The organism is Agrobacterium sp. ES01, from assembly GCF_050320885.1.
Classification (GTDB): domain Bacteria; phylum Pseudomonadota; class Alphaproteobacteria; order Rhizobiales; family Rhizobiaceae; genus Allorhizobium.
Genome location: NZ_JBNQTH010000006.1, coordinates 213,371 through 227,386 on the forward strand (window position 1 = coordinate 213,371; position 14,016 = coordinate 227,386).

Below are 14,016 nucleotides of genomic sequence, written 5' to 3' on the forward strand. Positions count from 1 at the left end.
AGGGTAAAATTTGGACAAACCGACACATGGCCGGAGGAACGGCGTCCACCAGCTGGTCCGATGTTTTGGGAATAGTGGACGGAGCGCGAGCGCTCCGCCTTAGGTTACTTTGCCGCTGCGACCGACTCTTCGCTTTGCGGATCAACCAGCGCGCCCGGCCCGACACGCTGCAAACCGTTGACGATAATGCGATCACCATTGGCGAGACCATTTTCGACAATGCGTTCGCCGTCCGCGTTACCGCCAAGCTCAACCGGCCGATAGGCCACCTTGTTGTCTGCGTCGACCACGAACACGAACTTCTTGTCCTGGTCCGTTCCGATAGCGCGTTGACTGACAAGGATCTTGTCCTGAGGGTGTGGCTCGCCCATTCGTATGCGGACGAACTGCCCAGGAATCAGGCGACCCTCCGGATTATCGATCACGGCGCGAACGGCAATCGTGCCGCTCGAGACATCGACCTCAGTGCCGATCAGCTGCACCCTGCCTTTTCGCGGCGTGCCTTGGTCGGCGAGCGTGCCGATCTCAACGGGGATCTGGTCGATCGGTGCCAGGGTGCCGTCGGTGGCAGGCAACTCGGAAAGAATCCGCGCAACGGTCTCTTCGCTGGCGTTAAAACTGACATAGATGGGATCGGCCGATATAAGTGTCGTCAGTTCCGGAGAGGCTGTTCCGGCAGAAACGAGGTTGCCGACGGTAATCTCGACCTTGCCGACCCGTCCCGAAATAGGTGCCCTGACCTTCGTATAATCGAGCTCAAGCTGAGCAGACTGCAGGGTCGCCTGGGCCGTCCTCAAATTGGCTTTAGCTTCCGCGACAGCGTTCTTTCGCTGGTCGAGATCGCTCTGGGAGATGGTGCGATTTCCGGCAAGTCGCTGCCCGCGATCAAGCTCGGTATTGGCAAGCGCAACCTTGGCTTCCGCCGAGGCGACCTGCCCTGCCGCCTGGGCAAAGGTCGCCTCGTAGGGTGCGGGATCGATAGTGAAGAGGAGGTCACCTGCCTTCACCAACGCACCCTCGCGGAATTCCACCGACTGGATCGCACCGCCAACGCGAGGGCGCACATCCACCCGCTCGACCGCTTCCAGTCGTCCGGAAAATTGTTGCCATGTGGTGATGTTGCGACTTTGAACAACCGCCACTGTCACGGGCGTCGCCGGCGCCGCGGCAGGTGCGCTTGCCTCTTCCGATGCACTTGCGGCCGTGCCAGCCGGTAAATCGAAGAATAGGGCGGCGGCTGAAATGGACGCAGCAAGTCCTATGCCGGTGCCCGCAAGGGTCCAGCGTTTAAATGTCATTGTCATGTTTCAACTCCTTGCGGCCGGAACAACCGCTCAAGATCAAATCGTGTTCAAATCAAATCAGTTAACGCCAATTTCGCGAACGAAATCCGAGAACTGGCTTTTTGCACTGTCTTGCCAACTCGACAGTTCATCCGTTTTCCCACCGTAAAGTGCTGGCCAGCCTGTCCCGGCGGGGAGAACATGCTGATGAACTTCGACACCCGCAGTGGACAATCGCAAGGCATAGGCAATTGTCTCATCAAGGAGCGGATCGTCCTTCGATGACAGAACAAGTGCCGGCGCCAGACCGGCCAGTCGAGAACAGACCGATGGCGCAGCATATGGATGGCACATGCCGCCACTGAGGTAGTGGCTCCAACCCTCAGACCAACGCTCTCTCATGCCGATGCATTCGGCATTTCGAGACGACGGCGACCCCATGAATGGATCAAGAAGCGGCGACGCCAGGACCTGTCCGTCAAGTTCATCTGCGAAACGGTCGCGGGCTTTCAGAGCGACGGCCGCCGCTATATTGCCACCGGCTTCCTCGCCACCAACCATCAAGAGAGATTTTCTGTTGCCAAACCCTGACCGCTTCTTGGCCATGTAGGAGAATACAGAAAATCCAACTTCCAGCGGCTTTGGAAAGACCGATCCCTGCATATTGTAGTCCGGTACGATCACGATCGCACCCGTGTCGGCCAGACACTCCGCCATAGGGCATAGGGCTGAAGCGGGATTACCAAAGGCGCCGCCTTGAAAATAGATCAAGACAGGGGGACCCTTGTCACACGCGGCGCCCTCGTAAACGCGCACCGCGACGCTTCCGAGGGAAACATGGTCCAGCACCATATCCTTGACTTCAACTGACATCGAACTTGCTACTCCGAGCGCAATGGTGCCAGCACAAGGCTGACGAACAACATGACAGGAAATGGAATATAGCGAGGAATACGCACGTCAATCTCCTTTCATAAATTGCAGCCCTGCATCGCCGGGGCATCGAAAATCATCCGACAAGTGCCAACCGGCACCAAAAGTTGCATTCGAGGAACGAACCAACCTGTTGCGTCTGAATATAATTTATATTATTCGTTATTCTGAACAAGCGTCATATTGCGAGCGCACTGTTCCAAATTTCGAACAATTTTGCAGTGCATACTGACAGGAACTGTCACATGGATCAGCTATCAGCGATGCGGGCCTTTGTCCGGGTGGTGGAGATGGGCAACTTTACGCGGGCAGCGTCGGCCTTGAGTCTTCCGAAGGCAACGGTGACTAATCTTATCCAGGGACTGGAGGCACATCTTCACGCCAAGCTGCTGAACCGCACGACGCGCCGCGTCATGGTCACGACCGATGGCGCCCTGTACTACGAGCGCGCAATCGGTATCATTTCCGAGATCGACGAACTCGATACCAGCATTTCTAGTTCGCACAGCTCGCCCAGCGGGCGGCTGCGCATCGAGATGGCGGGCGCCTTTGCTGATTGGCTTGTTATTCCGGCCCTATGCGATTTTTACCAAAGATATCCTGACATCCGTGTCGACCTCGGCGTTGGCGACCGGACCGTCGACTATCTTGCGGAAAACGTGGATTGCGCTCTGCGTGGCGGGGTGCCTGCCGACCAGTCTCTGATTGCACGACGCGTCACAGATGTTGCGATGATCATATGCGCGGCGCCACTTTACCTGGAACGACACGGTACGCCGGAACACCCATCGGAACTGGAGACGAAGCATCACAGCGTTAGCTATTTCACCGGCGGAAACAATCGAACAATGGCTTTCAACTTCGAAAGGGAAGGCGAGAAGCTGGAAATCGATCCGCGCCATGTCGTCGCTGTCAATGATGCTCGCAGTTATCTGACCGCAGCACTGGCTGGTCTCGGCGTTGCTCTCGTGCCGTCTTTCATGGCAGCAGAATTCATCAAAAAGGGAGAGCTCGTGCAGGTGCTGCCCGACTGGCAAAGCGATCCCATTCCCCTTTACATCGTTTACCCGCCGAACCGGCATTTGAGCAACAAAGTAAGAGTGTTCGTCGACTGGCTTGTTCGACTGCTGGCAGACAGGAAGCTGGATTCGACATACCCCTTATAATCTGAACCTAAGTCTCGGCCGTGCTTTTGTTCCGGCAAACCAGATCGGGTTAGAAACCTGCTTCTTCCACCTCGCAGCCGCCTTTCGTCGATCCCATGGAGCTGCTCTCCGGGTTTGGAAAAATGCTGCGCCATCAAAACCTGGGTCCCAACAGCTTCAATCCGTCCAATGTCACCGGTTCACAAAGAGATATGCCGCACTTGTTGATGAAGTGCACGGCGCAATAACTCCCTCAATGGTAGAATTTCTTGTGCGGGAAAACTAAAAGTTGACATGCCTCTTCAATGCGCATAGGTATGTGCCTGTCGATATTTGCTTGCTTAGCTTTGGTTACTGCGCGATTAGCACCGCGTCCTGAACGAACCTTCCTTTCAAAAATCGTGATCATCATCCGCAGCGTTTCCGCGCTGTGGTCATCTTATTGCTATGAAAGGGTTCATCATGACCACTGGCACAGTTAAATGGTTTAATTCCACCAAGGGCTTCGGCTTCATTCAGCCTGACAACGGCGGCGACGATGCATTCGTGCACATCTCTGCAGTTGAGCGCGCCGGCATGCGCGACATCGTTGAAGGCCAGAAGATCAGCTTCGACCTTGAGCGCGACAGCAAGTCGGGCAAGATGTCAGCTTGCAATCTGCAGGCCGTATAATCGGTAACTGCTTTCCTTTGACCACGGATGTACTGGCACTGTTGAAAGCAAATTACCAATCGGGGTCAGGCAAAATTTGCCTGGCCTTTTTTGTGTCTGATCACTGAGGCTAGGAACCGCCCTAGCCAGTCATCCACACAGATACGCTTTGCGGGGCGATAACAGAAGCTCCCATCAGTGGCTCGATATCGGTTGGTAGCGTCCAATCTTCCGGCCCGTAATTGAAGGCGAAAGCCAGTGCACCGCGACGGCGGACGCGAATATGTGGGGGCAGTGCCATTGTGGCCAATCCGGCTTGTCTGGCAACAAGTTCCATCACCTTGCCCAGCAGAATGTCGTCGGGCCAACAGGCGAGATAATACATCTTGCCCTTCACCGTCAGGGCCGGATCACCGTTTGCAAAGCCTGCGAGGACAGAGGATGTCTTTGCCTCCACCGTCTCGCGCCACCGGATGCCCGCCCCACACACCTCTCCCGATACTGCATCAGACAAGCCAGGCCTCAGGGTCGAGACCTGGACTATTCTATTGCCGGTCAGATCTGCAAGCGGGCCTGGTGGAAGAACATCCGGAATCTGGAAGTTGCGATCGCGGCTTCCTGAGCGCGGTCCGATCAGGATCGTCGCTTTGCATTCGCCAAGGGCATTTTCCATCGCAAGCGTTACATCGGTGATGCACGGCACGATAACGAGGTCATAGCCCGCCAGGCTTTCACCCGGTCGGACAAAATCGATGTCGAGCCCAAGCCGTCTCAGGCTTTCATACCAGCGGAAAACGAGTTCTTCGTAGCGGAAATCCTGCCCCTGCGGCTGGATCGTGGTCGACCAGTAGGTCTGGTAGTCGAAAATAAGAGCAACGCTCGCCTTCGTGACCGGTGGAAGTTCGCCCAACAGCTTGAGTTCTTGTGCAACTTGTTGGGCTTCCTTGCCGCCGACAGACAATTCGTCCAGTCCGGGAAGATTAAGTCCGGCATGCATTTGTTCCTGCGCGAAATGCGCCTGGCGCCAGCGGAAATAGCTCACGACTTCTGCCCCATGTGCGATGGCTTCCCATGTCCAGAGCCGGACCATGCCGGGCTTGGGAACCGGGTTCCACGGTGCCCAGTTCACAGGCCCCGGCTGCTGCTCCATGACCCAGAAGCGACCCCGGCCGACGGCGCGATAGAGGTCATGGTGGTAGGGGGCGATATCAGGATGCGAGGTCTGCGCCCAGCGATTGCGCTCCTCTTCGGAAAACGGGAATTTCTCCACAAAACCGATCGGATAGCTGTCCCACGATGCCAGATCGAGATTGTCGCCCACGGCATAATGATCGAAGTCCGAAACGAAACCCATGAAATTATGGGTGATCCAGCGACCGGGCGAATGCGCGCGAATGATGTCGCATTGCATCTTGTCATAGGACGCGACCTGACCGGAATGAAAGCGCCAGAAATCCAGTCGGGTCGCCGGGTTGGGTTCCGTCACCGTGCCCATCGGCAATTCGACATCCTCGAAGCTTCCAAGCTCCATCGACCAGAACACGGTGGCCCATGCCTCGTTTAACTGATCGACGCTCTGGTAGCGCAGGCGCAGCCAGGAGCGAAATGCCTTTAGATCCTCCGGGCCCCACGACAAGGTGGTATCATGACAGCCATATTCATTGTCCGTTTGCCAGCCGACCAAGCCCGGATGCTGGCCATACCGTTTGGCGATGATTTCGACGATTCTCTTGCTTTCGCGTCGATACGTCTCAGACGAGAAGGTGTAGTGGCGGCGCGAGCCGAAGCCCCGCACATTGCCATTTTCGTCATAGGGCAGAATGTCGGGATGCGCGTCGACAAGCCATTTGGGCGGCGTGGCCGTGGGCGTGCCGAGCACGACCTTCAGTCCTGCATCTGCCAGGACAGCCATGGCGCGGTCGAGCCATTCAAACCGGAAGTCGTCGCGTTTCGGCTCGATGCGCGACCAGGCAAATTCACCGATCCGCACGAAGGAAATGCCAAGCTCGCGCATGCGCCGCGCATCGGTCTCCCACCGGCTTTCGTCCCAGTGTTCAGGATAATAGCAAACTCCAAGCATCAGCGGGTCAGGTCTCCATTGATGATGGCTTTGCCCGACGCGTCGAAGAGATGGCTAGCCTTTGCCGGAATGCCAACCGACAGCGTATCACCTGATCGTTGTTGCGCCAGACCATCCGCCTTCACGGCGATATCTGTTGCATCCTCAAGATTGATGAAAAACAGCGTTTCCGAGCCCAAGTGCTCCGAAAGACGGATCTTGCCTGCGACGATTGCATCACCTTCGCCGCCAGCAGAGAGGTGTTCGGGTCTGATGCCCAATGTTACTTTGCCGCCGGAAAACGTCTGCCCCTGCGCGTCGAGGGGCAGTTCGCTGCCACCCGGCAATGTCACTGTGATTTTGCCCTCGCTGACCGCACTTGCCTCGACCGGGAGAAAATTCATCTTCGGCGAGCCGATGAAGCCGGCCACGAACAGGTTGTTCGGCCGGTGATAAAGTTCCAGCGGGGAGCCCACCTGTTCAATATGGCCAGCGGAAAGGACCACAATCTTGTCAGCCATCGTCATGGCTTCCACCTGGTCATGGGTCACGTAGATCATTGTCGCTTTCAGATCGTCGTGGAGTTTCGACAATTCGCCACGCATCTGCACACGAAGTGCTGCGTCGAGATTGGAAAGAGGCTCGTCGAACAGAAAGACTTCGGGCTCGCGCACGATCGCACGACCGATGGCGACACGCTGACGCTGTCCACCGGAAAGCTGCCCGGGCTTGCGCTGCAGCAGCGGCTCCAATTGCAGCAGCTCCGCCGCATGTGCGGTACGTTTCTCGATCAGAGCCTTGTCGTGGCCCGTCATTTTCAGGCCAAACCCGATATTCTCGGCAACCGTCATATGAGGATAAAGCGCATAGGACTGGAACACCATCGCCACGCCACGCTCCGAGGGGCCAACCGTAGTCATATCCTCGCCGCCAATTGTCAGTTCTCCGGCGCTGATGTCTTCCAGGCCGGCAATCATGCGCAACAAGGTTGATTTTCCGCAGCCGGATGGACCGACGAAGACGCAGAACTCTCCGTCCTTCACGGTGAGATCGACGCCCTTGATCACCTTGACGGCACCGAACTGCTTTTCAACACTCCGCAAGTTGACATCAGCCATGGGCCGTTCCTCCATTTGACGGTTCAAGTTCGATCAAAAACGCGCTTTCAGGCCTGAGCATAGGGAGAGGCAGACCGACCGCAGAGAGGCTGTCGAGGTCGAATGCCAAATCACCCTTGAGCAGACGCCGCTGGCCATCCGAGAAGCGCAGGAATTCAGGCGCCGCCGGCAGGATCGAGGCGACGCGCCATTTGCCTCCATAGGCGGTAACGCTTTCCGGTAATTTCAATGGTGCCGGTTGTTCGCCCACCATTTGCGGCCCCTGTGCCACAAAGACGGCGATCCGGTCTGCGCTGGCAGCGCCCCAGACATATCTACCGTCCACTGGTTCCAGTTGAAAATTGGCACCCGGCGCATGGAGTAGGGAGCGAAGTCGCTTATGGGTTTCGATATAAGTCGATAGCTCGCCACGCTCGTCATCCGTCAGTTCCAGAGGGTTGAGTTCCACGCCGAGATGGTAGGCCATGGCAACGATGGCTCGAAAGGCCAAGCTGTGGCGTCGACCGGTCTGGTGGTTGGGGCTTGCAGAAATATGGCTACCGAGAATTTCCGGCGGAAGAAAAAGGCCGGCGCCGCGCTGAATTTCCAGTCGTTCCAGTGCGTCCGTACAATCCGATGTCCATACGCGGTGAGTATGGGCTAGAACGCCAAAGTCAATTCGTCCACCACCGGAGGAGCAGCTTTCGATTTCTACATGGGGATGTGCGTCGCGGATGCGGTCCATAAGGCGGTAAACGGCGTGGGTTTGAGCGGATGTGCGGGCACAGCCTTCGCGTCCACCGACATGGGTCAGATCGCGGTTCATGTCCCATTTGATGTATGAAATCGAATGATGGGCGAGCACCGCGTCGATCTTTTCGAACAGATATTCGACCACATCCTTGTGGGTCAGATCCAAGACGAGCTGATTGCGTGATGGCAGACGCGGGCGGCCTTCAATCTGCAGCGCCCAGTCCGGATGCGCCTTGAAGAGTTCCGATTGCTGATTGATCATTTCCGGCTCGAACCAGATGCCGAATTCCATGCCCTGGCTCGTGACGTGGTCGACCAGTGGCCCCAGACCTTCTGGATATTTGCGCGGATCGATGTCCCAGTCGCCGAGGCTCGTCGTGTCGTCATCGCGGCGTCCAAACCAGCCATCATCCAGCACGAAGCGCTCGATGCCAAGCGAGGCTGCCGCCGTTGCCTGTGCCTTCAGGTGGTCGACCTTGTGATCGAAGTAGTTGCCCTCCCAGGTGTTGAGCGTCACTGGCCGCGGGCTCATCCGGCCTTTCGGCCAAGGGAGCAACTCATCTCTTAAGAACGCATGGAAGGCCATGCTGTCGGAGGCAGCGTAGGCAGTCGGGCTTTGGTAAGTTTCGCCCGGTGCCAGACGGATTTCGCCGGGTTCGAACAGCTCACCCAGATGGACAAGACGGCGCCCGTCATCAATGCGATCAATCACGATCTGGTGGTTTCCGCTCCAACCGAGTGCGACTGCAAAACTTGTTTGCGTTCCACTCAGCGACAGCATGGGATACCGGTCGTGCGAGGTACGGCCGCGCCGGTTTTCCTGCAGCCAGACACCATTGCCCAGCATTTCCTCACGCATCTGGAACTCACGGCACCACATGCCGGTGAAACTGGTGACGGCCACCTCGCTGTCATCGATCAGGAAAGTCGCAGCGGCACAGCGGTCGAGCTGGAAGGGCGCAGCACCCCGATTGGTCAACCGGGTCTCCATGGAAATGATCCCACCGGCATGAGTGCCCAGAATGATCTCGAGGTCGATCAACGAAACCGCGTCGCAACCCGTCAGGATGGTTTTCCGTCCCTCGGTTCGGGACGTCCATTGCGAAAACTGCACAATGAAATCGCGTCCGTCCCGATGACCCGAGATTGCGGGCCAGTTGAAGTAACCCATCCCGCCGGTTGGCAGCAGGACCGCAGATGGCATTGCCTCGTCCATGCCGTTATTGCGGCTTGAACGCTCGATATCCAGCAATGGATCGTCCACCTGCGGCGTTCGGCTACCGAAGGCCACGATTTCCGGCATGCCGGTTTCGGGCAATTTCAGGGTCAGGCAAAGGTCGCCCTCGCCGATCGTCAGGATATTACTCATCCCTTGGTGGCTCCAAGTGTAAGGCCGGCAATGAAATGCCGCTGCATTAGAAAGAAGATGGCAACCGGTGGAAGGGCAGCAACGATGGATCCCGCAGAAACCAGGTTCCAGGCGGCCACCCATTGGCCGTTGAGCGAATTGAGGCCGGCGGTCACCGGCATGGCATTCTGGCTCTGAACCAGCACGGTTGCCCAAAAATAATCATTCCAGACGAAGGTGAAGATCAGCACCGAGAGGGCAGCAATCGCGGGGCGCATGAGTGGCAAGACGATATGGCGGAAGATCTTCCATTCCGACACGCCTTCCACCCGCGCTGATTCAATCAATGCAAAGGGAAGCCCCTTGATGAAGTTGCGCATGAAGAGCGTGCAGAACCCGGTCTGAAAGGCCACATGAAACAGAACGAGACCGGTGACGGTATCATAAAGGCCAAGCTTCAGCGACAGATCGCGCACAGGCACCATGAGGATCTGGAAGGGGATAAAATTGCCGGCAACGAAAATGAAGAACAGGAAGAGGTTGCCCTTGAAGCGATAGACGGCGAGAGCAAAGCCCGCAAGGCAGGATAGGGCCACGGCACCGATGACCGAGGGTATGGTGATCTTGAACGAATTGAGGATGTAATAGCCGATGGGCGAATTTTCGAACACAGCGGAATAGTTCGTCACCCCGGCAAAGCCGGACGGAATGCCGAAATAATTGCCAGCTGCAAGATCGCCCGCCGGTCGCACGGAGGTGATGGCAACGCCAATCAGCGGCAAGAGCCACAGAACGAGCGCCACGGGCAGCAAGAGCTTGTAGCCAACCTGGACAAGCGGTGCGGATTTCTCGATCGGTTTCGGGAACATCAGCCGTTCCTTTCCTGGACGAGCATGCGAACAATGAAGAGCGTGATGAACACCATCATGATCAGGAACAGGACAACCGCGATGGCCGCGCCATATCCCATGCGGAACCCGTATTCCGACAGGGCTTGTTCATACATGAAATAGGATAAGACCTGCGTCGAGCCATAAGGCCCGCCGGCTGTCATGATCGACACAAGGTCAAAGGATCGCAGCGAGCCAATGACAGTGACCACAAGAGCGATAAAGGTTGCCGGCGCAAGCTGCGGCAAGATTACATGCCAAAGCATGGAAAGCCCCTTGGCACCATCCATACGTGCGGCTTCGACCTGCTCGGGATTGATGTTGTTGAGCCCCGTCAGGTAGAGGATCATACAATAGGCTGTTTGCGGCCAAAGGCCCGCAAGTATAATGCCATAGGTGGCGTAGCGTTCATCGGCAAGAATAGCCACCTGCTCGCCGGTCAGCTTCTGGATGAGGAGCGAGAGCGGTCCGAAGTCCGGCGCATAAAACCAGGTGAAAATGAGACCGACGACGACCTGGCTGATCACAAAGGGAAAGAAGAACAGCGACTTGTAGAGCCGGATGCCAAAAACAGACTGGTTGAGAAAGAGCGCTACGGCCAGACCTGCCGGGATCGACAGCAGATAGAGCACCAACCATATGACATTATTCTCGAGAGCCGTATAGAATGTGTCGTCGGTCAATAGCTCTGCGTAATTGCCAAGGCCGATCCAGGTCATTTGGCCGAGGCCATCCCAGTCATGAAAGCTGATCCAGATCGACTGGAAGATGGGGATGACAACATAGACTGCGAACATAGCCATGGCTGGCAGCAGGAACAGCCAAGGAGCGAGCTTGAGCTGATTTCGCTTCCAGAAACCATGGTGGCTGGATGTGGCGTTCGGCACGACAGCACCTATCATCTTATGGGATATTGTGTGGCGGGCGACGGCGCCGTTGGGCAACCGCCGCCCCACCCGGGAGGATCGCGTTTATTTGTAGACGCGGCCGCGGATCTTCTCGAGGCGCTCCAGAATCTGGTCCACTCTGTCAGGTTTCACCATGAATTCCTGGAAGCCTTCCATGCCGGCCTTGGCCATCTCGGCCGGCGCGTCCCGGTCGTAGAACTGCGCAAGCGCATAGGCATTGGACAGCATTTCAAAGCCCTGCTTCAGGAAAGGATCCTCAGGCGTCTTGGACTTGTTGTTGACCGGAAGCTGGCCAAGCGTTTCGTTCACCTTGGTTTGCACATCCGGTGACGCAAGATAGGCCAAGAATTTCTTGGCATCTTCCTTGTTCTTGGCGCCTGCCGGAATGTGGAAGGTGTCGGTCGGTGCCTCTTCAGCCATCGGAATGTCGGCATTGATCGACGGGAACTGGAGGAAGCCGATCTGGTCTTCCTTGAGGCCGCCATCTTCCATCGTTGCAACGGCGAAGTTACCCATCAGATACATCGCAGCCTTGCCCTGCACCATTTGCGGCACTGCGTCCTGCCAGTCGATGGCTGCGTGGTTGGCAATGAAATAGCCAGGTTTCACCAGTTCGGCCCACTTGTCGAACACGGCCTTGACGCGTGGATCGGTATAGGGAACCTTGCCAGCCGTCAGATCCATGTGGAACTCGTAGCCGTTGACGCGCAGATCGAGATAATCGAACCAGCCGCCTGTTGGCCACAGTGCCTTCGTGCCGATCGTGAACGGTGTGATGCCGGCAGCTTTCAGCTTTTCGCAGACGGTCAGAAGCTCGTCCCAGGTTTTCGGCGGCGTGATCCCTTGTTCAGCGAAGATATCCTTCCGATAGTAGATACCCCATTGATAATAGGTATAGGGCACACCCCATTTCTTGCCGTCCATCGTCATTGATGCGGCAGCCGATTTCAGCTGGTGATCGAGGTCGTTACTCTCCCAGACATCCGTCACATCGGCGAAAAGACCGGCATCAACGAAGGGCGCCATGCGGTTGCCGGCATACCAGGCGGCCACATCCGGCGGATCGGCCGTCAGGAAGTTGCGGATCGCGGCCTTGTAGCCTTCGTGGTCAAAGTTGTTCCATTTGACTGTGATATCCGGATTTGCCTTTTCAAAGCCGGCGATCAGCTCTTCCATCGCCTTCTTCGGCACAGGGTCCGACTGGTCGGAATTGAGCACGATTTGGCCTGCCTGGACGGTCCCCGCCAGCAGCGCAAACGCAAAGGTGAATCCGCTTAGGTTCTTAAGAATGGTCATGTTCTCCTCCTAACGACCACAAGCATAGGGTATGAAATGCGACGCAGCCGCGAACGGCTAGCGCAAGCCTCTCCTCAAGACTTCGCATTGATCTTCAGCAAAAAAGCGGTAGAGTTCTATCGACTTTTGGCCAAAAAATTCCGGGATCCTAAGATGCGACTTCAGTTCGGCAAGGCAGAGCACGATGAATCGGTGCCCGCGCATCCAGAACTGGATCCGCGGCATCCCCTCGTCGTATTTGGAGACCATCGCTTCTGTGCGGGCGAAAGCACCGAAGTCAAGCGCATGACCGGCCCACATATGCACAGCCAGATCGAGCTGAATTTCGTTCTTGAAGGAGACATGACATACTGGTTCGATGGTCGCGAACTCACCGTCAACGAGGGCCGGCTTTGCCTCTTCTGGGGCATGATCCCGCATCAGGTCATCGATCGCCGCGAGGGTGCCGCGTTCATCTGTCTTTACGTGCCAATGTCGGTATTTCTGGGTTTGGCCAACTTGCACCGGTTTCGGGACGCTGTGTTTCGCGGTGCCATGATCGAGGCACTGGAAATCCGCTCCTATGACAGGGATATTTTTACGCGCTGGCGTGAGGAATTGCTCTCAGGCGATGAAAGCCTGATCGAGATTGTCCGCAATGAGTTGACGGCACGCGTTCTGAGAATAGAGCGCGACGGCTGGCGCGACCTTCGCGAAGAGGGAGCGGCGATCGCAAATCTGTCAGCCCATGACGGAGAGCGTATGGAACATGTCGAGAAAATGCTGCGCTTCGTGAGCGAACATGCGCTCGACCGTATCTCGGCCGAAGACGTCGGCAAAAGCGTCGGGCTCCATCCCAATTATGCGATGGGGATATTCAAGCGCGCCGTTGGCCACACCATCAATCAGGCGATCGTGCGCCATCGTCTGGATACCGCGCAATCTCTACTGATTTCCACCGACCGGCCCATCACCGACATCGCGTTCGAATGCGGATTCGGCTCGGTCTCGCGCTTTTACGAGGCTTTCTCGCAACGCTTTCACATAAAACCCAAGGCCTTTCAAAAGCGCATGCGCGAAAAGGCAACACCGACGAACCTGCGCGCCTGAGAGATGAACGCGGAATTTTGAACGTGGCGTCCGGCGCGCATGATTTGGGGGTGACGCTCTGCAGCACCGGGCGACACGCGCGACCGTTCCGCCACCTGATCGCAGGAGAGAGTGGAATTTTTGGGCAGGCGCATTCAACCTGCGCGGACCTGACGCTCCAATATGTCTCTGGTCATGCTCGGAAGGGGCCCATCGGCGCACGCCACACGCTGTGAAACCATCGGTATCAATGGACGTATCTAGTACCGCTCCTTATGGCCATCCAAATTGCGTCGCCCGGCAATTTGTGACGCTCATTTTGCGGTCTTGTGCTGGATCGCGATTATTTTTACTTTTTTTGGAAAGTCATGTTGACTTCATGTCGGTGTAGCTCTAGAACCCGCTCACCGAACGAGAGGGGCGGCGCTTCTGGCGACGGACTGCTTTGTTTCGGTTGACTTCATTTGAGATTGGCTGCGATGCTGGTTTTGGCCCAGGGCTTTATGTGTTTGGGCATTGAAGGTTTGACGCTTTTGAATGAGTGTCGGTTATTTGACAATTGAATATGGAAGAAAGAGAAACGTG

11 protein-coding genes are annotated in these 14,016 nt (G+C 56.6%); 3 read left to right on the forward strand and 8 right to left on the reverse strand.

Annotation, left to right across the window (positions count from 1 at the left end):
* Positions 1-104: 104 nt before the first annotated feature.
* Together ACQQ2Q_RS18065 and ACQQ2Q_RS18070 are read right to left on the reverse strand one after the other, a co-directional pair.
* Complete coding sequence (locus tag ACQQ2Q_RS18065; RefSeq protein WP_428188514.1) at positions 105-1,304, reverse strand: efflux RND transporter periplasmic adaptor subunit; 1,200 nt, start codon at positions 1,302-1,304, stop codon at positions 105-107.
* Between the two features lie 57 nt (positions 1,305-1,361).
* The gene (locus ACQQ2Q_RS18070) at positions 1,362-2,156 is read right to left on the reverse strand and encodes an alpha/beta hydrolase fold domain-containing protein (protein WP_428188515.1); all 795 of its coding nucleotides are present in this window, start codon (positions 2,154-2,156) and stop codon (positions 1,362-1,364) included.
* 305 nt (positions 2,157-2,461) lie between these two features.
* On the opposite strand from ACQQ2Q_RS18070, the gene ACQQ2Q_RS18075 reads away from it, so the two are divergent.
* Positions 2,462-3,382, forward strand: coding sequence for a LysR substrate-binding domain-containing protein (locus ACQQ2Q_RS18075; RefSeq protein ID WP_428188516.1), 921 nt, complete (start codon positions 2,462-2,464; stop codon positions 3,380-3,382).
* A 441-nt stretch (positions 3,383-3,823) separates the two neighbouring features.
* Positions 3,824-4,033, forward strand: a complete 210-nt coding sequence (locus tag ACQQ2Q_RS18080) for a cold-shock protein (RefSeq protein ID WP_428188517.1) — start codon at positions 3,824-3,826, stop codon at positions 4,031-4,033.
* Positions 4,034-4,154: 121 nt separating this feature from the next.
* Here the strand turns inward: ACQQ2Q_RS18080 and ACQQ2Q_RS18085 are convergent, their stop codons facing one another.
* The 6 genes from ACQQ2Q_RS18085 to ACQQ2Q_RS18110 form a co-directional block, all read right to left on the reverse strand.
* Positions 4,155-6,092, reverse strand: a complete 1,938-nt coding sequence (locus ACQQ2Q_RS18085) for a beta-galactosidase (protein ID WP_428188518.1) — start codon at positions 6,090-6,092, stop codon at positions 4,155-4,157.
* Positions 6,092-7,189, reverse strand: a complete 1,098-nt coding sequence (locus ACQQ2Q_RS18090; RefSeq protein WP_428188519.1) for an ABC transporter ATP-binding protein — start codon at positions 7,187-7,189, stop codon at positions 6,092-6,094. The genes ACQQ2Q_RS18085 and ACQQ2Q_RS18090 overlap by 1 nt, the downstream gene beginning before the upstream one ends.
* On the reverse strand, positions 7,182-9,290 hold the full coding sequence (locus tag ACQQ2Q_RS18095) for an alpha-galactosidase (protein WP_428188520.1): 2,109 nt from the start codon (positions 9,288-9,290) through the stop codon (positions 7,182-7,184). Before ACQQ2Q_RS18095 ends, ACQQ2Q_RS18090 begins: the two co-directional genes overlap by 8 nt.
* The gene (locus ACQQ2Q_RS18100) at positions 9,287-10,138 is read right to left on the reverse strand and encodes a carbohydrate ABC transporter permease (RefSeq protein ID WP_428188521.1); all 852 of its coding nucleotides are present in this window, start codon (positions 10,136-10,138) and stop codon (positions 9,287-9,289) included. Before ACQQ2Q_RS18100 ends, ACQQ2Q_RS18095 begins: the two co-directional genes overlap by 4 nt.
* Complete coding sequence (locus ACQQ2Q_RS18105) at positions 10,138-11,061, reverse strand: carbohydrate ABC transporter permease (protein WP_428188522.1); 924 nt, start codon at positions 11,059-11,061, stop codon at positions 10,138-10,140. Before ACQQ2Q_RS18105 ends, ACQQ2Q_RS18100 begins: the two co-directional genes overlap by 1 nt.
* Before the next feature lie 69 nt (positions 11,062-11,130).
* Complete coding sequence (locus ACQQ2Q_RS18110; RefSeq protein WP_428188523.1) at positions 11,131-12,363, reverse strand: ABC transporter substrate-binding protein; 1,233 nt, start codon at positions 12,361-12,363, stop codon at positions 11,131-11,133.
* 153 nt (positions 12,364-12,516) lie between these two features.
* Between ACQQ2Q_RS18110 and ACQQ2Q_RS18115 the strand changes: the two genes are divergently transcribed.
* Positions 12,517-13,452 (forward strand): helix-turn-helix domain-containing protein, encoded by a 936-nt coding sequence (locus ACQQ2Q_RS18115; RefSeq protein WP_428188524.1) that lies wholly within the window; start codon positions 12,517-12,519, stop codon positions 13,450-13,452.
* Positions 13,453-14,016: the final 564 nt, after the last annotated feature.